This is a genomic window from Nonomuraea diastatica, from assembly GCF_004349015.1.
GTDB lineage: Bacteria > Actinomycetota > Actinomycetes > Streptosporangiales > Streptosporangiaceae > Nonomuraea > Nonomuraea diastatica.
On sequence record NZ_SMKP01000089.1, the window covers coordinates 1 to 18,756 of the forward strand.

14 protein-coding genes are annotated in these 18,756 nt (G+C 70.8%); 6 read left to right on the plus strand and 8 right to left on the minus strand.

The genetic code is table 11. The annotated features are described in order from the left end of the window. Positions 1-127: 127 nt before the first annotated feature. From E1294_RS28160 to E1294_RS28175, 5 genes are all read right to left on the minus strand, one after another. Positions 128-1,576 (minus strand): RNA polymerase sigma factor, encoded by a 1,449-nt coding sequence (locus E1294_RS28160; RefSeq protein WP_132513261.1) that lies wholly within the window; start codon positions 1,574-1,576, stop codon positions 128-130. A gap of 55 nt (positions 1,577-1,631) precedes the next feature. Then, on the minus strand, positions 1,632-2,807 hold the full coding sequence (locus E1294_RS28165; RefSeq protein WP_165977509.1) for an FAD-dependent oxidoreductase: 1,176 nt from the start codon (positions 2,805-2,807) through the stop codon (positions 1,632-1,634). Further along, the gene (locus E1294_RS53000) at positions 2,804-3,595 is read right to left on the minus strand and encodes a maleate cis-trans isomerase family protein (RefSeq protein WP_165977510.1); all 792 of its coding nucleotides are present in this window, start codon (positions 3,593-3,595) and stop codon (positions 2,804-2,806) included. The genes E1294_RS28165 and E1294_RS53000 overlap by 4 nt, the downstream gene beginning before the upstream one ends. Positions 3,596-3,674: 79 nt before the next feature. After that, positions 3,675-3,887 (minus strand): hypothetical protein, encoded by a 213-nt coding sequence (locus tag E1294_RS28170; RefSeq protein ID WP_132513265.1) that lies wholly within the window; start codon positions 3,885-3,887, stop codon positions 3,675-3,677. A 777-nt stretch (positions 3,888-4,664) separates the two neighbouring features. Beyond that, on the minus strand, positions 4,665-5,393 hold the full coding sequence (locus E1294_RS28175) for a hypothetical protein (protein ID WP_132513267.1): 729 nt from the start codon (positions 5,391-5,393) through the stop codon (positions 4,665-4,667). A gap of 222 nt (positions 5,394-5,615) precedes the next feature. On the opposite strand from E1294_RS28175, the gene E1294_RS28180 reads away from it, so the two are divergent. Both E1294_RS28180 and E1294_RS28185 read left to right on the plus strand, forming a co-directional pair. Beyond that, a complete protein-coding gene (locus tag E1294_RS28180; RefSeq protein ID WP_165977511.1) occupies positions 5,616-6,887 on the plus strand; it encodes a Scr1 family TA system antitoxin-like transcriptional regulator in 1,272 nt (423 codons plus the stop codon). A gap of 166 nt (positions 6,888-7,053) precedes the next feature. Next, positions 7,054-7,887 (plus strand): SAM-dependent methyltransferase, encoded by an 834-nt coding sequence (locus E1294_RS28185; protein WP_132513271.1) that lies wholly within the window; start codon positions 7,054-7,056, stop codon positions 7,885-7,887. Positions 7,888-8,073: 186 nt separating this feature from the next. Here the strand turns inward: E1294_RS28185 and E1294_RS28190 are convergent, their stop codons facing one another. Beyond that, positions 8,074-8,892 (minus strand): DUF4253 domain-containing protein, encoded by an 819-nt coding sequence (locus tag E1294_RS28190; protein WP_132513273.1) that lies wholly within the window; start codon positions 8,890-8,892, stop codon positions 8,074-8,076. Positions 8,893-9,020: 128 nt separating this feature from the next. Between E1294_RS28190 and E1294_RS28195 the strand changes: the two genes are divergently transcribed. Further along, positions 9,021-9,599, plus strand: coding sequence for an HAD family hydrolase (locus E1294_RS28195; RefSeq protein WP_132513275.1), 579 nt, complete (start codon positions 9,021-9,023; stop codon positions 9,597-9,599). 119 nt (positions 9,600-9,718) lie between these two features. Here E1294_RS28195 and E1294_RS28200 read toward each other — a convergent pair whose 3' ends face one another. After that, positions 9,719-10,732: a TIGR03118 family protein gene (locus E1294_RS28200; RefSeq protein ID WP_165977512.1), complete on the minus strand. Its 1,014-nt coding sequence runs from the start codon at positions 10,730-10,732 to the stop codon at positions 9,719-9,721. Between the two features lie 227 nt (positions 10,733-10,959). On the opposite strand from E1294_RS28200, the gene ppgK reads away from it, so the two are divergent. Continuing rightward, the gene (gene ppgK, locus E1294_RS28205; protein ID WP_132513279.1) at positions 10,960-11,679 is read left to right on the plus strand and encodes a polyphosphate--glucose phosphotransferase; all 720 of its coding nucleotides are present in this window, start codon (positions 10,960-10,962) and stop codon (positions 11,677-11,679) included. Positions 11,680-11,848: 169 nt separating this feature from the next. Beyond that, entirely contained in the window at positions 11,849-15,754 is a 3,906-nt protein-coding gene (gene hrpA / locus E1294_RS28210) for an ATP-dependent RNA helicase HrpA (protein ID WP_132513281.1), read from the plus strand. Between the two features lie 224 nt (positions 15,755-15,978). On the opposite strand, the gene E1294_RS28215 is transcribed toward hrpA, so the two are convergent. After that, positions 15,979-18,033: a catalase gene (locus tag E1294_RS28215; protein ID WP_132513283.1), complete on the minus strand. Its 2,055-nt coding sequence runs from the start codon at positions 18,031-18,033 to the stop codon at positions 15,979-15,981. 37 nt (positions 18,034-18,070) lie between these two features. Between E1294_RS28215 and E1294_RS28220 the strand changes: the two genes are divergently transcribed. Beyond that, positions 18,071-18,724, plus strand: coding sequence for an HAD family hydrolase (locus E1294_RS28220; protein ID WP_132513285.1), 654 nt, complete (start codon positions 18,071-18,073; stop codon positions 18,722-18,724). Positions 18,725-18,756 lie beyond the last annotated feature (32 nt).

Below are 18,756 nucleotides of genomic sequence, written 5' to 3' on the forward strand. Positions count from 1 at the left end.
TCAGGGTCTACGCTGTGGCTCGCGGCCACCGCACGATCTTTGGTTGTCTTCACAAACTCCGAATGATCACGCGGTGGCCGTCGCCATGTGACCCGATCCTTCAAGATCGCCAAGTGTCACTGGAGTACTAGCCGCCCGACCGGCCTTGGGCTCCGCCGGGAGCCCAAGGCCCCTCGGTCCCTGCGGCGGGGTCGCCGGGCTCCGCGAGCCGTATGTCCGACTGCGCGGCGGCCTTGGTGATCACCGCCTGCTGCCCGCCCGCGTTCATGAGAGCCCAGACCAGCCCCGCCGTCAGCAGGCCCACGCCGAGGAGCAGCGCGAGCCTGACCACGGTCTTGACCGGCGCGCCCGCATCGGGGTCGTCGTCGTCCTCAGGCCGGTTCCGCCAGAACTCCTGGGCGCCGTCCCCGCCAGGTCCGCCACCGAAGCCGTTCACGCGACCGTTGACGTGACCGTCCGGGGAGCCGTTCACGTGTCCGTTCGTGCGGCCGTTCGTGTGGCCGTTCAGGGGGCCGTGCACGGCGCCGTTCAGGGGGATCCCACCGTACCTGACGATCGCGCCGTCGCCGTGCGACGATCCGTTGCCGTCGCCCTTGATGACGGTGCTGTAGACGAGCTTGTCGTTGTCCGCGCCGCCGCGGAAGGCCCGCGTGCGGCTCGGCGGCGTGAACGGGTGCCGCCCGCGCACGGCGGGAGCAGGGGGAGGCTCCTGGTCGGCGGCGGCCGCGCCCGCCGCCGACCAGGGCTTTCCCGAGGTCGCCGTCGTGGGGTCGGCGACCGGGACGGATGGCGTGGCGTCGGCGACCGGCGGAGGCGGCGCGGAGCCCGACTCCACCAGTGTGCGGGCCTGCACAGGAAAGCCGTCCGCCCGCCAGATAGGCCCCTCGCCGGGCAGTGGCTGCGCCGACGCCAGCCGGCTGGGAAGTGTGCCGGGCAGTGCCGCGATCGGCAGGCGGCGCAGCAGCGCCGCCGCCGTCACGGTCCTGGGCGCGGCCCGGCAGGTCGCACAGGAGTGGATGTGGCGGCCGATCCTGGCCCTGGCGCGGCGGCCGGGCGCGCTGACCCAGTCCCCCACCCGTGCCGTCAGATCGGGGCAACCGTCGGGGGCCCGCGCGGCGATGATCGCGGCGAACCACTCCTCCAGGCCGGCCGCGGCCTCGGTCACGGTGGCGCGCACCTCGGTCCGGCCCATCTCGAAGAGCACGGCCAGCTCGGTGTCCGACAGGCCGTGCCGTACGGACAGGTCGAGCAGCTCGCGCTGCGGCCGTTCCAGGGACAGCAGCGCCTCGGGCAGCAGCTCGGACATGCGGCCGGGACGCGACCACGAGCCGATGCTGGCCGGCTTGGCGACCACGGCGCGGTGCGCGCGGGCCACCGCGTACAACCAGGGGCGGCGCAGGCCGGGATCCCCCACGCGGTCCGCGTACAGGTGCGCCGTCAGCGCCGCGCCCGCGACCGCCTGCTCGGCGTCGCCCGCGGCGAGCTCGGTGCGGCAGTAGTCGTAGAGACGGGCTCCGTGCTTGTCGCACAGGTCGCGAACGGCCTGGCGCGCGTCGTCTGACAGGGTTCGCCACATCCGGTGTCACACCTCCTCGGTCGGTACGCGGGAGCACGAGGTCAGAGGGGCACGCTCATGTCCTCCCGGCGGAGTTGGGGACCGTGTCCAGCAGCGAGGCCTGCGCCAGGTAGGCGCGCGTCGCCTCCGGGTCGCCGGCGATGGCCCGCAGCCCCGCCATGGCGGCCGCCAGCCGGGCGCTGTCGTGTTCCCGCACGCCCGCCGGCCGGGTCTGTCCGCGGGGGACCACCCGCTGCAGCAGCACCGAGCGCCGCCGCCACGCCCACGCCTCCAGCGCGGCGGGCTGGGCGAAGCCGCCGATCACGGCCGCGATCACCTGGCCGAGCTCGACGGCGTCGTGGATGCCCGCGTTCATGTTGAGCCCGCCGACCGTCGAGGTCAGGTGCGCGGCGTCGCCCACGAACAACACCCGCCCGCACCGGTACGAGGTCAGCACCCCTCGCGACAGGGCGAACCGGTCGGCGCCCGTCACACGGATGGGCTCGCTCGCGCCCGGCAGCGCCCGCCGGATCAGCAGGGTCAGGTTGGCCGGCGACAGCGGCTCGTGCGTGTCGCAGGGGATCTTGAAGATGATCCGCCAGTGGTCGGGCAGCCCGAGCAGGGTGCACGACTGCTGCACATCGCGTACGTACGTCAGCGGCGCCAGGCTCGGCAGCAGCCGGTCGAGCGGCGAGTCGCTGAACACCCGCAGCGCCTGCGTCGGATACGTGGACCTGGGGAACGGCAGCCCCAGCGAGCTCCGCACCGTGCTGTGCGCGCCGTCGGCGGCGATCATGTACCGGGCCCGCGTCCAGGTGTGGCCGACGCGGACCCGGATCCCTGTTCCGCCCTCCGCCACACCGTCCACGTGGGTGCCGAACCTCACGTCCACGTCCGGGTAGACGCTGAGGGTGGAGAGCAGCAACCGGGTCAGTGAAGCCTGGTCGGCGTGAATCCTGAACGGGTGCTTGGTCAGGCCGTCCAGCCGGTTCATGCCCATCTCGGCCAGCACGATCCCGGATCGGTCGCGCCACTGCACGCGGTCGACGACGCGGCCCTCGGCGACCAGCCGGGAGGCCACGCCGAGGTCGTCGAGCAGGTCGAGCGTGGCCGGATGAAAGGTGCACGCCCGCGGCTGCCTGCTGAGCTCGTTCTCGCCCTCCAGCACGGTTACCGGGATGCCCGCCCGGGCCAGCGAGAGGGCCGCGGTCAGCCCCGCGGGGCCCGCGCCGACCACGATGACGCCGTTCATGCCATGCCTCCCACGCGCGCCCCGTTCGAGGCGGCCATGTGGCGGCGGTAGGGCACGCGGCTGAGCGTCACCGGCCGGCCGATGGCCCGCGACAACGCCCACCAGGCCGTGCAGAGGTTGGAGGTCAGCAGGACGCGGTCGTTGCCGGTGCTGAGCGGCCCCAGCACGGGCAGCGTGGCCGTTCCCGAGCCGGTGAACAGCAGCGCGGCGTCGCCCGGCAGGTCCGCCAGCTCGACCTGCCTGATCAGCTCGGCCGGTGTCACGGTGTACGGCGAGTAGCCACCCGCCGCGCGGACCTGCACCACCTGGGTGACGGTGAGCCCGGCCGTCTTCCAGAACCGCTCGGCCAGCTCCGTCAGCCATGGCTGGTACGGCGAGACCAGGACGATGTCGTTCACCATGATGTGCTCCATCGCCTCCCGCGTCGCCAGCGTGGCGGAGGCGAACGGCACTCCCGTCCTGTCCGTCAGCTCGGCGCACTGCTCGCGGTCCTGGCCGGGGTCGAGCAGGTAGCGCGGCTCGCTGCAGGCCATGACCATCGCGCTCAGTGGCAGGCCGTCGAAGGCGTGCACCATGGCGGGCAGGGCCTTGTTGTAGCCCTCCAGCCGCTCGGCCAGGGCGGGCCCCGGGCGCCCCGCGGAAAGCGGGTGCCGGGCCGCTGGGATCGGATGCTTGACGGGGAAGCGGGTGACGTGCATGTCGGCACGCGACCCGAGCAGGCGGGTCAGCTCGGGCTCCGCGGAGGGGTTCGCGGGCGCCACGATCACCCCGACCCTGCCGCGGCTCACTGCACCCCCCCGCGACGTGCGGGTCCGGGGGCGAGGACGGTGCGCATGGGGTTCCTCCTGCGAGGGGAAGGCGGGAAGGTCACTGGGCGCGGTGCCGCAGTGCCTGGTCGATCTCGGTGATGGCCTGGACGGACACCTGCCGGATGCGGCGCAGCCGGTGCACGCTGCGCGCCGGTTCCGCCGGTGACGGAACGTCGTCCTGGTCCTCGCCCCAGGACGGCGGCGGCGCGCCGGGCCGTACGCCCCGGGCGTGCACTTCGTGCGGCTGCCTGCGCAGTTCATCGGTGAGCATGATCGCTCCTGTCGGTCGCGGGTCGATGACCCTGTAAGGGGACATGCCGGGAAACTCGGTGGCGGGCCGGCCGCCGGCCGGCGTTCCGTACTCGCTCGGCGCGCGACCGGGCGAGGAGCCGGCGGCTGATCGCCGGCCCCTCATCCGCCGCGCGTTGAGATCGAGGTTCGGTCTCACGGCCCGAAGCCACGGCGACCCGCACCAGCGCCGTGGCGGCGAGCAAGACGGCGGCCGGTGAAGCGGCCACCCGCACGGAGGCGTGCCTGGGCGCCGGCCTCAGAAACGGCCGGTCGATCAGTACCGTGGCGCCCGTCACGCCGATCTCCCCACCCCGCACCGCCTCCGTGCCGGTGGCGGCGAGCGCGGAGGCTCGCCGGCGGGGTTCGGCGACCGGGGTCGCCGCCTCCGCCGGCAGGCCGGCCGCGTTCGCGCGGCGCCGGCGCAAGGTCGTGGGCGACCCCGCGCGCGGCACCGCGAATGCGTCCGCCTGCTTCGGCGGACGCGACGTATACCGACCCCAGGCGCAACCCCTCGATTTGACCAGCACGCCAGCCGCTACCGCGCTGGTCAACAGCACCGCGCCGACTAGGTCGGGCACGTGCCGCACGATGCCGGAGGGGCGAGGAAGCGCCGGGGCCGGCGCACATGTGCCTCTGACCGGCCGCCCACCGGTCGAGGCCTGCCGGGACGCGGTCATGACGACCACCGCCGCGTCCGGGCAGTGACGAGGCGTGCCGAGCGCCGCCGCGCCCGGCCCGCCGGAAAAGACGGCCCGCCTCATCGGGCCGTTCCCGCGCTCAGGGCCACGTTGGGGACGCTGACGCCGACCATGCGCTCCGTCAGGCCCGCCGTGGAAGAGCCGGAGTCACCTGGGTCCCCTGCGTGTGACCTGGCCGGCGCCGCACCGCCGGCCACCGTACGCGCGACCTTCGAGGCGAGCGCGAGATGCTCGCCGCAGCGCCGGGCCACCTTGGCCTCCAGCCCGGCCACCTGGGCCAGCCTGAGCCGCAGCGGTTCCAGCGACGACCCGCGTTCGAGACCGTCGAGATCGGCCAGCCGGGCGGGCCAGCGCAGCGCGTCGCCGCAACGGGCCTCCACCTCGCCGGGAAGGTCGCCGGCCGGGAATCCCTCGTGACGCAGCCGGGTGGCGATCATGACGGCGGTGAACGCCGTCCTGTCGAAGTCGGCCAGCCTTCCCGTCAGGGCCGCCCTCAGCATCCTGGCCCGGTGGCTCAGGCAGACCGCACTCCACCCGAGCAACAGCAGCCGATCAGGTCCCGTCTCCGTGTGCCAGCCGGCCAGCCGCAGCTCGCGGGCCATCCGGTGGTAGAAGCGCCAGCGGTGGCGGGGGCTGTCGAGCCAGACCTGGACGCCGCCGAGCGGCAGGCTCGCGACGTGCACACCGGAACCGGCGACCCGCGCGCAGATGCGCTGGACCACCTGCTCCTGCCTGCTCGGGGCCGGATCCTCCTGGAACCAGGAACTGCCCGAGGAATCCATGGTCACGTCCGGCCACCTCCTCGTCGAGGACTCTCTCCAGAACCGCCTGGCTGTTAAGTCTCACTTTCCATGCGTTCCGATAGTCCGCTGAGAAAGGGGGGTGTGTCAACTGACAGTTTGCGCATATGTTGATACCTCCCCGCTGGGCAGAGCTTGCCCGCATGGCAGGGGACAGAGGGGCCCGCGTCCCTTACGCTGGATAAGTTCACGGGCGGTAGGAGGTGTGCCGTGGCGAACTTCGCCGAACGGCTCGATCTCGCGCTGACCAAGCGCGGCTTCACCGGCGCGCAGGTCGCCTCCACTCTGACGGAGGCCGGCATCCCGATCACGCGTGCCTATGTCAGCCAGTTGCGCACGGGCAAGCAGACCAACCCGACGCTCCAGGTGCTCAGGGCGCTGGCCTCCTGCCTGCAGGTGAGCGTCGGCTGGCTGGTGGGCGACGACTACGTCGAATCGGGCAGCGTGGAGGAGCTCCAGCTGCGGGCGGCCACCATCGGCCGGTCCGCCTCGGGCTTGTCGGAGGGCTCCCTCGCCGTCCTGCACGGCGTGGTCGAGCTCGCCCGCAGGGCCGAGGGACTGCCCGACGAGCCCGTCCCCGCCGCCGGCATCCCCGACGCGGCGGCGCCCCTGAGCGATCCGCAGCGCAGGGCGCTCGGCAAGCGGCTGCACGCCCTGCGCCAGGCCGCCCGGCTCTCCGCCGAGCAGGTGGAGACCGCGCTCGGCAAGGGCGCGGCCGCGATCCCCGCCATCGAGGAGGGCCGCATCGCGCCCGCGCCCATCACGGCCGAGCGGCTGCTCACCGTCTACGGCGTCACCGCCCCGCCCGTCCGCGACTACGTGATGTCGCTGGCCAGGGGCGAACGCGAGACCGCCTGGTACGACGCGCACTCGGTGCCCGTCTGGCTGGCCGCCGCCTACGCGCTCGAACAGCGGGCCACGGTGATCCGCACCTACCACAACCAGTTCGTCCCGCCGCTGCTGATGGCCGACGACTACGCCAGGGCCGCGATCGCCGCGGCGGGGCCGGCGATCCTCGGGCAGCGCACGGTCGACGAGGCGCTCGCCCTCGTGCTGGCCCGCCAGGAGGCCATGGCAGGGGAGAGCGGCACCGTGTTGTGGGCGATCATCGACGAGAGCGTGCTGACCCGCTCCATCGCGGGGCCGCACATCCAGCTCCGCCAGCTCGACCTGCTGCTCGACCACGCCAAGCGGCCCAACGTCTCGCTGCACGTCGTGCCGATGGACGATCCGGCCTACGTGCCGCGCACGGGCCCGTTCACCATCTGGCGCTTCGCCGAGGAGTTCGAGGCGGACATCGCGTGCGCCCACGGCATCGAGTCCGACGAGCTGGTCACCGAGGGCGGAGCGGTGGAGTCGTACCACCAGGCCTTCACCAAGCTGTCGGTGACGACGACCACCCGCGAAGAGACCTTCGAGGTGGTGAATTCCCATCGCGAACGACTTTCGCGTTCACTGGGAAACGATCTCTTTCCCGCGTAAATGATCATTATGCCCGAGGCAGGGTAACGCATATATACCGAAAACTAATGGCTTTTCGTGTTGTCATCTGCTCCGTAGCGAGGATCATATGGTGTGGGTCATCGAGTGGGGTCCGAAAGGACAGCTTTTCCCGAGATAGTGGGCGAGGGGAAAGGGGCAACACTCAATGCGTCAGCGTGCCATCCGAAACCTGGCGAAGCTGGAGCTGACCCAAGCAAGGATCACCCGTATTCTCGACGCCGCCGCAGGTGGAAAGAACAACTTCGTGGCGGACCGTGACGCGGTACGCCGGTACGACCAGGCAGCCCCGATCACGACGACGGCCGCACGGGCCGTGCTCCACTATCTGTGCCGTGTGGTCCGTCATCTGGCGAGCGTGGGTGTGGACCAGTTCGTGATCGTCGGGAGTGGTGTCCCCAGCGGTCTGCCGCCCGGCAGGCAACTGCACGACATCGCCCGCGATGCCCTGGACGGCCCGGCGCCGCGTGTGGTGTACGTCGAGAACGACCCGATGGTGCTCGCCGGAGCGAGGGCGACCATCGAGCCCGTCACCGACCTCGTACGCGTTGTAGAGGGCGACGTACGCGAGATCGACGACATCCTCGATGACAGGGTCCTGCAGACGTTCCTCGACTGGGACCGGCCCATGGCCGTGCTGCTGCTGTCGACCCACAGCCTGAACGACGACGAGTTCTTCCACTACGTGATCAAGCGGATCCGGCAGGCCGTTCCGGAACGGAGCTACCTGTCGCTGCTGCAGACCACGTTCGACGCGATCCCCCCGGAGCTGCTGCCCGCCATACACGACCTGTTGGCGATGACGCTGCCCGGGCACGCGATTCGCACAAGGGAGGAGGTTGAGGCGCTGCTCGAAGGTCTGGTGCTGGTAGATCCGGGACTGGTGTGGGTCCCGGAATGGCGGCCGGACGGCCACGAGACCGCCTGCGTTGACCAACCGAGTTCGTCCGGCACCTATGGCGCCGTGGCGCGCATCCCGTGAGCCCGGCCGTGGAGACGGCTACGGCTCGGCGGCGGCCGCACAGGGCCCGGCTTCTTCGCCGGCCGGGCCCTTGGGAGACGCGACGCCGGACGCCGGCGCCGCGGGCACGGAGGGCGCCGGCGCGGGCCGCGCCGTCATGCCGATCGAGGGCGCCCCCGCGCGCTCAGGAACGATCGTGACGCCGGTTCAGTCCCACCAGAAGGACCACGCGTGCCGGCCCATGATCTGCTCGGCATAGCCCTGGAGGTCGCCCGGCCCCTGGACGACGTTGTCCGGGCAGAAGGCCCAGTGCTCCGCCGCCACGTGTAAGGCGTGCTCCGGGTCGTCCGGCGGCGCCGCGACGCTCAGGTCGAGCGTGTTGAACCCGACGCCGACCACGCGCGCCCCGAACCGGTTCTCCCAGCTGCGTACGACCGCCGCCAGCGGGACCATCCACTCGTTGTGGTGCAGCGCGCCCTGCCAGCCCATGACCGCCAGCGCGTCCGCTCCCCGGCCGGCGGCGACCAGGCCGAGCGGCATCCCCTTGGCCGCCAGCTCGCCCGCCAGCCAGCCGGCGACCGCCTCCGGCTCGGCCTTCAGCACGCCGGGCGCGGCGGGACCGGGGCAGATGGCGCCGTACGGCTCCAGCTCGGCCAGCGCGTCCTTCGGCATCTGAGCCACCCACTCCTCCCAGACCTCGGTCATGAACCCCTCGGCGGTGAAGTGATCGATCTGGCGGGGATCGTCCGGCACGACCTGCCCGACCGCCCACGGCTGCGCCGACTCGTCCAGCAACACCGGCCACAGGCCGCTGTGCGCGTGCCAGGCGCGCAGCAGCGCCCAGTCCTCGCCCGCCGCCGGTTCGTCGCTCATCCAGAACGCCGGCCGCGCGGCCTCGCCCTGCCGGGTGTAGCCGGGGTCGGGCCAGACCACGTCGCCAGGCGGCAGACCGGCGGGCAGCCGTCGCCCCCTGCCGCCGTCGGCGAACAGCCTGCACAGCTCGCGTGGCAGCCGGTGATCGTCCATGCCCTACCGTTCCGATACCGAATCCTGTCTCGGAGATGGTAGTCCCGACCGTTACCTGAGCACCTTCGGCGGCGCCGGAAAAGTCATGGCTACTGGCCAGGGCGGCGCACAGGGCACAATGAGGGACTGTGATCCCCTTCGCCGCTGTTCTGTCCGACCTCGACGGCGTGCTGCGGCACTTCGACCACGCCGCCCAGGCCGACATCGAAGCCCGTTACGGCCTGCCCCTGATGAAGACGGCCTTCGACCCCGAGCTGATCATGCCCCCGACGCTCGGCCACGTCACCGAGACCCAGTGGGCTGAGTCGATCGCCGTGGCGCTCGGCGGCGACGAGCGGGCCCGCCAGGCCGTCGGGGAGTTCATGAAGATCCGCTTCTGGGTGGACGAGGAGGTCAGGGCACTGCTGGCCAGGGTGCGGCGGGAGGTGCCCGTGGTCATCGTGACCAACGCCATGGACACCCTGGAACACCACCTCGACCTGCTGGGGCTCACCGGCTTCGCCGACGAAGTGGTGAGCAGCGCCAGGGTCGGCGTGGCCAAACCCGACCGGCGGATCTACGAGATCGCCGCGGAGCGCGCCGGGGCCGAGCCCGGACGCTGCCTGTTCGTCGACGACCGGCTGCAGAACGTGGAGGCCGCCAGGGCGCTCGGCATGACCGCCGTGCACTACCGCACCTACCAGGACCTCGCGGCCGTGCTGGGCTGAGGCGGGGCCGCCGCCGCTCGCGCCGGCCAGCCGCGTGACCTGCCAGACGGAGCGCCCCCACCCACGCCGGGCGAGCTGGGCGACCGGCATGGGTGGGGGCGGGGGGAGTGAGCGCCCGGTCAGTACCCGCCGTACGGGCTCTTGGAGGACGGGGTGCTGGGCTTGCCCGACGAGTCGTTCGATGGGCCGTTGGATGGGGCCGACGAGGACACCTTCGTGCCCTGCGGCGCGATCACGCCGATCAGGCCGTGCTTGGCGCCGTCGATGCCGGCGGAGAACCACAGGGCCTTCTCGCCGCCGGTGGCGGCGGTGCCGGGTTCGAGGTCCCACAGGCCGGGCAGCACTATCGGCTTGCCGTTCGACAGGCGAAGGGAGCCCAGGTGACGGCCGCTCTTGTACGCGTGCACGGTCCCGTCGCCGAAGTTGCCGACCAGCAGCGCCCCGGCGTACTGTCCCCAGCCCTTCGGCGCGGCGGTCAGCCCCCAGGGGGCGTTGAGCCCGACCCTGGAGATGCGCCCGGTGAGGCGCCCGCTGCCGTCGAAGCGGCTCACGAAGCCCTTCCCGTCGCCGAACACGGGCTTGCCCGTGGTCTTGTCGCGCAGGGCGTAGGCCACCCAGACGTTGCCGTTGACGACCGCGACGTTGTAGGGCTCGTAGGTCGAGGGGATCGCCTTGTCCCTGAACTGCCAGCGCGACAGCCGGATGCGCTCGAAGTCCTCGTCGAAGGCGTGGATGCGCCCGCCGGCGAAGTCGGCGGCCAGCAGGAAGGCGCCGTCGTCGGTCTCGACGAGCTCCAGCCCCTTGTAGTCGGCGCCGCGGGTGAAGGCCGCGATGATCGCGTTGCCCGGGTCGGCCTCCGCGTTCCAGCCGGTGATGGCGCCGCTCGGGCTGGAGAAGATGAATGTGGCCGGCTTGCCCTTCACGGTGAAGCCGTCGCCGGGGTTGAACACCTGGCCCGTCGGGGCCCCGCCCGGAATGGCCACCTCGGTCTTCTCCTTCTTGCCCGTGCCGGAGTAGACGGTGGCGCTGCCGGTGCCGGTGTTGGACACCCACAGAGTCTTGCCCATGGCCAGGCCCCACGGGTTGACGACCTTGGGGTCGGTGACAGGGGCTTTGCCCTTGACGTCCGACACAAGGTTGATGACGTCGAAACGCGTCCTGGTGGTGGCGTGTGCGGGAGTGGTGATTGTCGCTCCCAGAACGACCGCAACAGCGCAGAGTGGGATGATGCGTGGCCGCATCCGTTGCCTCCTAGTTAGCGCTTGTGACGCGAGATACGCGGGGGGCGGGGAGCGGGTTCAGTCAGGCCCGGAAATGGCGGCGCGGGAGTTTTCCCGCATCGCGCGGGGAGAGGAAAAGCATGAACGTGTTGGGCATCGATATCGGCGGTTCGGGAATCAAGGGCGCGCCCGTCGACACGAAAGCCGGCAAGCTGACGGAGGAGCGCCTGCGCATTCCGACGCCCCAGCCCTCCAAGCCCGACGAGGTGGCCCACGCGGTCGCGTCGATCGTCAAACATTTCGGCTGGAGCGGCCCTGTCGGGATCACCTTTCCCGGCGTGGTCGTGGACGGCGTCGTGCTGACGGCCGCCAACGTCGACCATTCCTGGGAAGGTGTCGACGCGGCCGCGCTCTTCGGCGGGGCCACCGTGCTGAACGACGCCGACGCGGCGGGCATGGCCGAGATGACGTTCGGCAAGGGCAAGGGGCAGCGGGGGACCGTGCTCGTGCTGACCTTCGGGACGGGCATCGGCAGCGCGCTGTTCACCGACGGGCGGCTCGTCCGCAACACCGAGTTCGGGCACCTGCAACTGCGCGGCAAGGACGCCGAGCACCGGACGTCGGCGCGGGTCCGGAAGGAGCGGAACCTCGGCTGGAGGGCGTGGGCCGGGCGGGTGGAGGAATATTTCCGGCACGTCGAGATGGTGTTCACGCCCTCGCTGATCGTGATCGGCGGAGGTGTCAGTAAGAAGGCCGACAAGTTCCTCCCGCACATCCACCTCGACACCCCCGTGGTGGCCGCCGCCCTGCGCAACGAGGCGGGCATCATCGGCGCCGCCCGCGCCGCCGCGTCCCGCTGACCGGCCACACCTTCGGTCGTACGTACTCCTTCGCCGGGCCCGGAGGGTCGCGTGGTCACGGTGCACGATCGTCAGGCGCGCCGGGATATTGGGATGCGCGGGCCAGCGCGGTCGGGCACCATGGGCGGTTGGCTCCGGGGACGCGGGGCTCAAATATCCTTGAAGCAGTATGGGAACGTCTTCGTTGTCCTCTCCACTCGCCGACCTCCAATCCCGCCTGCCCGACCTCATGCCCCGCGACCAGCGGCGGCTGCGGCGCAGGCTCGACGGCATGCGCCGGGTGCGCTCGCGTGACGCCCGCGACAAGATCGTCGCGGAGATCCTCGCCGACGTGGAGCGAGCCGAGCAGCGGCTGGTCCGCCGCCGCGAAGCCGTACCAAAAGTGACATATCCGGAGAACCTGCCGGTCTCCCAACGTAAGGACGACATCCTCGCGGCCATCCGCGACCACCAGGTCGTGATCATCGCGGGGGAGACCGGCTCCGGCAAGACCACCCAGATCCCCAAGATCTGTCTCGAGCTGGGGCGGGGCGTGCGCGGGCTGATCGGCCACACCCAGCCCCGCCGCATCGCCGCCCGCACGGTCGCCGAGCGCATCGCCGAGGAGCTCGGCACCGGCGACGGCCAGAAGCTCGGCGACGTGGTCGGCTACAAAGTTCGCTTCACCGACCAGGCCGGTGAGCGCACCCTGGTCAAGCTGATGACCGACGGCATTCTGCTGGCCGAGCTGCAACACGACCGCATGCTCGACCAGTACGACACCCTCATCATCGACGAGGCCCACGAACGCAGCCTCAACATCGACTTCATCCTCGGCTACCTGAAACAGCTGCTGCCCAAGCGCCCCGACCTCAAGGTCGTCATCACCAGCGCGACGATCGACCCCGAGCGGTTCTCCCGCCACTTCGACGACGCGCCGATCATCGAGGTCTCCGGCCGCACCTACCCGGTCGAGGTGCGCTACCGCCCGCTCGACGATGTCGACGACCAGACGCAGGGCATCGTCGACGCCTGCAGAGAGCTGATCGGCGAGGGCCCCGGCGACATCCTGGTGTTCCTGTCGGGCGAGCGGGAGATCCGCGACGCCGCCGACGCCCTGGCCAAGGCGGAGTTCCGCCACACCGAGATCCTGCCGCTCTACGCCCGGCTGAGCGCCGCCGAGCAGCATCGTGTCTTCCAGCGCCACACCGGCCGCCGCGTCGTGCTGGCCACCAACGTGGCCGAGACCTCGCTCACGGTCCCCGGCATCAAATACGTCGTCGACCCCGGCTACGCCCGCATCTCCCGCTACAGCCACCGCACCAAGGTGCAGCGCCTGCCGATCGAGGCCATCTCGCAGGCCAGCGCCAACCAGCGCAAGGGCCGCTCAGGCCGCACCTCCGACGGCATCTGCGTCCGCCTCTACGAGGAAGACGACTTCCTCAACCGGTCCGAGTTCACCGACCCCGAGATCCTGCGCACCAACCTCGCCTCGGTCATCCTCCAGATGACCTCGATCGGGCTGGGCGACATCGAGGCGTTCCCCTTCGTCGAGCCGCCCGACCGCCGCCAGGTGAAGGACGGCATCAACCTGCTGCACGAGCTGGGCGCGTTCGACGCCCACGACAAGCTCACGCCCGTCGGCCGCAAGCTGGCCGGCCTGCCCGTCGACCCCCGGCTGGGCCGCATGGTGCTGGAGGCGGAGAAGAACGGCTGCCTGCGCGAGGTCATGGTGATCGCCGCCGCCCTGTCGATCCAGGATCCACGCGAGCGGCCCTCCGACAAGCAGCAGCAGGCCGACGAGAAGCACCGCCGCTTCGCCGACCCCGACTCCGACTTCATGGCCTACCTCAACCTCTGGCACTACCTGCGCGACAAGCAGAGGGAGTTGTCGTCCAGCGCGTTCCGGCGGTTGTGCAAGGCGGAGTTCCTCAACTACCTGCGCGTGCGCGAGTGGCAGGACATCTACAGCCAGCTCCGCCAGGCGCTCGGCGCCCAGCCCGGCAGCCGGCCCGCCGACCCCCAGCAGGTGCACGCGTCGCTGCTCGTCGGGCTCCTGTCGCACATCGGCGTCAAGGACGTCATGGAGAAGCGCGGCCAGGACGGCCGCAGGCCGATCCAGGAATACCTCGGCGCCCGCAACGCCCGCTTCGCCATCTTCCCCGGCTCGACACTGGCCAAGAAGCAGCCGCAGTGGCTCATGTCGGCCGAGCTGGTCGAGACCTCCCGCCTGTGGGCGCGCGTCAATGCCAAGATCGAGCCGGACTGGGTCGAGCCGCTCGCCCAGCACCTCGTCAAGCGCACCTACTCCGAGCCCCACTGGGAGAAGAACCAAGGCGCCGTCATCGCCCTGGAGAAGGTCACTCTTTACGGTGTGCCGCTGGTCGTCGGCCGCAAGGTCAACTACGGCCGCATCGACCCCGACCTGTCGCGCGAGCTGTTCATCAGGCACGCGCTCGTCGAGGGCGACTGGGACACCCACCATCGTTTCCTGAAGGACAACCGCCGGCTGCTCGGAGAGGTCGAGGAGCTGGAGAACCGCGCCAGGCGCCGCGACATCCTGGTGGACGACGAGGCGCTGTTCGACTTCTACGACCAGCGGGTGCCCGCTGACGTCGTCTCGGCCCGCCACTTCGACTCCTGGTGGAAGAAGGCCAGGCACGAGCAGCCCGACCTGCTCACGTTCTCGCCGGAGATGCTGGTCAACGAGGGCGCCGACATCAGCACCCGCGACTACCCCGACACCTGGCGCCAGCTCGGCCAGCGGATGAAGCTGACGTATCGATTCGCGCCGGGCTCGGACGCTGAAGACGGTGCCGACGGCGTGACTGTGCACGTGCCGCTCCAGGTGCTCAACCAGGTCAGCTCCGACGGCTTCGACTGGCAGATCCCGGGCCTGCGCGAAGACCTGATCACCGCGCTGATCAGGTCGTTGCCGAAAAACCTGCGCCGCAACTTCGTGCCCGCCCCCAACTACGCCAGGCAGGTGCTGGAGGGGGTCAAGCCGGGCGGCGAGCCGCTGCTGGAGGCCGTGGAGCGCGAGCTGCTGCGCCTGACCGGCATCTGCGTGCCGCGCGACGCCTGGCAGCTCGACCAGGTGCCGGGCCATCTGCGCATCACCTACCGGGTGATCGACGAGCGCAAGCGCACGGTGGCCGAGGACAAAGACCTCGACGTGCTGAAGCGCCGCCTCGCGCCGCGCCTGCGTCAGACGCTGTCGCAGGCGGGCGACGACCTGGAGCAGACGGGCCTGCACACCTGGAGCTTCGGGACGTTGCCCAAGGTGTTCGAGCAGGGCCGGATAAAGGGTTATCCGGCCCTGGTCGACGCGGGCGACTCGGTCTCCATCAAGATCTTCGAGACGGAGGTGGAGCAGCGCCGCTCCCACTGGCCCGGTGTACGCCGCCTGCTCCTGCTCAACGTCACCAACCCGGCCAAGTCACTGCTCGGCGGCCTGTCCAACCAGGCCAAGCTGGCCCTGTCGCGCAGCCCGCACGGCGGGGCGGTGGCGTTGTTCGACGACGTGGTCGATGCGGCCGTCGACAAGCTCATGCTCGACGACCGCGGCGGCGCCGGCGGCCCGGCCTGGGACCCCGTCGCCTTCGACCGCCTCTACCAGCACGTGCGGGCCCACCTCTATGACACGTCGGCCGACGTGCTGGGGAAGGTGGAGCAGATTCTGAGCGTCTGGCACGCGGCGGGCGCCCGGCTCGACGCGCTGCAGCCGAGCGCGGCGACGGACGACGTGCGCGACCAGCTCGGCAGGCTCGTCCATCCGGGGTTCGTCACCGCCACAGGCCACCGGCGGCTGCCTGACGTCCTGCGCTATCTCCGCGCGATCGACCGCCGGCTCACGAAGCTCCCCGAGGATCCGTGGCGGGACCAGGAGTGGATGGATCGGGTGCACAAGGTCGAGGACGACTATCACGACCTGCGGCAGAAGCTCCACCCGGCCCGGCGCGGGGACCCTGACGTGGTGGAGATCAGGTGGATGATCGAGGAACTGCGCGTGAGCTTCTTCGCCCAGACGCTCGGCACACCCACCCCGGTGTCGGAGAAACGCATCGCCAAGGCGATGGAGAAGCTCGCACCCTGATCATCGATGCGTCGAGTTCGAAGTCGACGGGAGAGGGCAGGGTGAGCGGCTTTCCCATGGGTGCGGTGGTGGCAGCGCGCTATTCGCCGTCCTTGGGGTTGCTGTAGACGGTGACGGTCGGCGGTCCGCGATCAATCCGGTCAACCCCCGTCTCACGGGCCGGGGCCGGAAACCGGATCGGCCGCCTCCGCTCGCAGCGGAGGCGGCCGATCGCGGGAGACCCGTCACGCGGGAACGCTGGACACGTCCCGCTCGTAGAAGCGGTGCCCGGCCACCGCCTGGCCGAACTCCTGCGCGATGTCGTCCCCCACGATCACCCCGACGTCGTTGGGCAGGTGCGCCGCCTCCACGAGTTGCCGCCCCGAGCCCACCGCCCCGATGGGCTTGTGGTGCCGGAACGCCTCCAGGACGAAGAACCGCGCCCGCCCCATCGCGCCCAGCGCCGCACCGTCCGAGGCCACCACGGCGTCGTAGACGACCGAATTGGCCGCGCTGAGCTGCCGGTCCACAGGAACGCCGCCGACCGACCCCTCCGCGGGGGCCACGACCTCGCAGATCGCCCCCTGGCCTTCGAGCGCCCGGCGCAGGGCCGTCACGGCGGCGGCGTCCGCGCCGTCGCCCATGAGGAAGGCGATCTTGCGCGTGGCGGCGCTGTGCGGCTGGCCGGTCATGCTGAGCGCGGGCGAGGACTTCGTGTGGACCTGGGTCCCGGCCGGCGCCGGCAGGCCGAGGCCCTGGGCCACCTGCGCGCCCAGGTCGGGATGGATCTTGCCCAGGTGGTCGACCACGGCCTCCTTGATGTGTTTACGCTCCACGTGGCCCAGCTCGAACAGGTACGCCGCCACGATGTGCCGCCTCTCCCAGTCGGCCATGCTGTTCCAGAACAGGGTGGCCTGGCTGTAGTGATCCTCGAAGCTCGGGCTGCGCTTCCGGATCTTGGACCCGTCCACCTTCTCCTGGTAGTGGCGGTAGCCGTCCACCGCCGCGGGGCAGCCGCCGCTGATGGAGTTGGGGGCGTAGCTGGTGCGCGACCCGTGGATCAGGTGCTGGTGGAAGCCGTCACGCTGGTCGTTGCGGACCTCGGCGATGGGCCGGTTGATCGGGATCTGCGGGAAGTTGGGGCCGGCCAGGCGGAGGAGCTGGGTGTCGAGGTAGGAGAAGTTCCTGGCCTGCAGCAGCGGGTCGTTGGTGAAGTCGATTCCCGGCACCACGTTGGCGGTGTGGAAGGCCACCTGCTCGGTTTCGGCGAAGAAGTTCTGCGGGTTGCGGTTGAGCGTCATCTTGCCGATGGGGCGCAGCGGCACCTCCTCCTCGGGGATGATCTTCGTGGCGTCGAGCAGGTCGAAGTCGAAGTCGTGCTCGCGCGACTCGGGCACGAGTTGCACGCACAACTCGTACTCGGGATAGGCTCCGCGCTCGATCGCCTCCCACAGGTCCCGGCGGTTGTAGTCGGGGTCGTTGCCCTGGATGCGCAGCACCTCGTCCCACACCAGCGAATACGTCCCCAGCACCGGCCGCCAGTGCCACTTGACGAACGTCCCCTGACCCGAGGCGTTGACCAGCCGGAACGTGTGCACTCCGAAGCCCTGCATCATCCGGTAGCTGCGCGGGATCGCCCGGTCGGACATCAGCCACATGACCATGTGCAGCGACTCGGGCTGGAGGTGCACGAAGTCCCAGAACGTGTCGTGCGCCGACTGCGCCTGCGGGATCTCGTTGTGCGGCTCCGGCTTGACCGCGTGCACGAAGTCGGGGAACTTGATGCCGTCCTGGATGAAGAAGACCGGGAAGTTGTTGCCGACGATGTCGAAGTTGCCCTGCGTGGTGTAGAACTTCGTGGCGAAGCCGCGCACGTCGCGTACGGTGTCGGCCGAGCCGCGCGAGCCGGCCACGGTCGAGAAGCGCACGAAGGTCGGCGTCCGCGCCGAAGTGTCGTTGAGGAAGGCGGCGGTGGTCAGGTCGCCGAGCGGCTCGTACAGCTCGAAGATCCCGTACGCGCCCGCGCCCCTGGCGTGCACCACGCGCTCCGGGATACGTTCGTGATCGAAGCGGGTGATCTTCTCGCGGAAGTGGAAGTCCTCCATGAGCGTGGGGCCGCGGGTGCCGGCGCGCAGGGCGTTGTCGGTGTCGTCGACGCGGGCGCCCTGGTCGGTGGTCATGTTGAGGTCGTCGAGCGGCACGCGGTGCTCGTCGAGGCGGCGGTCCTTCTCGTCACGCCCTGGTTCCATGGCAAAATCCCCCTTGGTGTTTGTCCGTGTTCTCGCCTCATGCCCGGACATGTGTCGTGAAACAGGGTTGTTCGAGCAGGGGGTATCGATGATCAAAACTGTGGTGTTCGACGTCGGCGAGACGCTGATCAGCGAGACGCGCATCTGGTCGCGCTGGGCCGAGCGGCTGGGCGTGAGCGCGTTCACGCTGATGGGCACGCTCGGCGGGATGGCCGCGCTGGACCGTTCGCACAGTGCCGCCTTCGAGCTCGTACGCCCCGGCTTCGACCTCGCCAGGGAGGAAGCCGAGTGGGAGCGCGACGACCCCCATGGGATGCGCAACACCTTCGACGCCGACGACCTCTACCCCGACGTGCGCGACGCCCTGGCGGCGATCCGGGCGGCCGGATACCAGGTGATCATCGCGGGCAACCAGCCGGAGCGGGCCTACGACGCGCTCGTCGCCCTGGACCTGCCCGCCGATTCCGTGCACACCTCCGAGGGGTGGGGCGTGTCCAAGCCGGAGCCCGGCTTCTTCGCCAAGGTCGCCGCGGTCGCGGGCCGCGAACCCGCCGAGATCCTCTATGTGGGCGACCGGCTCGACAACGACGTGCTCCCCGCCAGGGAGGCCGGCATGCGGACCGCACTGCTGCGCCGCGGCCCGTGGGGTTACCTGCACGCCGAGCGCCCGCAGGCCGGGGTCGCCGACGTGATCGCCGGTGACCTGCACGCCCTGCTGCCCGCGCTGCGCCGCCTCGCCTGAGGGCACCCCGGGCCGCGGCGCTTCACGTGACG

What these genes read in the sequence shown, in the direction of transcription:
- E1294_RS28160 (WP_132513261.1), bottom strand. Translation starts at nt 1,576, where the DNA reads ATGTGGCGAACCCTGTCAGACGACGCGCGCCAGGCCGTTCGCGACCTG.
- E1294_RS28165 (WP_165977509.1), bottom strand. Translation starts at nt 2,807, where the DNA reads ATGAACGGCGTCATCGTGGTCGGCGCGGGCCCCGCGGGGCTGACCGCG.
- E1294_RS28170 (WP_132513265.1), bottom strand. Translation starts at nt 3,887, where the DNA reads ATGCTCACCGATGAACTGCGCAGGCAGCCGCACGAAGTGCACGCCCGG.
- E1294_RS28185 (WP_132513271.1), top strand. Translation starts at nt 7,054, where the DNA reads ATGCGTCAGCGTGCCATCCGAAACCTGGCGAAGCTGGAGCTGACCCAA.
- E1294_RS28190 (WP_132513273.1), bottom strand. Translation starts at nt 8,892, where the DNA reads ATGGACGATCACCGGCTGCCACGCGAGCTGTGCAGGCTGTTCGCCGAC.
- ppgK (WP_132513279.1), top strand. Translation starts at nt 10,960, where the DNA reads ATGAACGTGTTGGGCATCGATATCGGCGGTTCGGGAATCAAGGGCGCG.
- hrpA (WP_132513281.1), top strand. Translation starts at nt 11,849, where the DNA reads ATGGGAACGTCTTCGTTGTCCTCTCCACTCGCCGACCTCCAATCCCGC.
- E1294_RS28215 (WP_132513283.1), bottom strand. Translation starts at nt 18,033, where the DNA reads ATGTCCGGGCATGAGGCGAGAACACGGACAAACACCAAGGGGGATTTT.
- E1294_RS28220 (WP_132513285.1), top strand. Translation starts at nt 18,071, where the DNA reads ATGATCAAAACTGTGGTGTTCGACGTCGGCGAGACGCTGATCAGCGAG.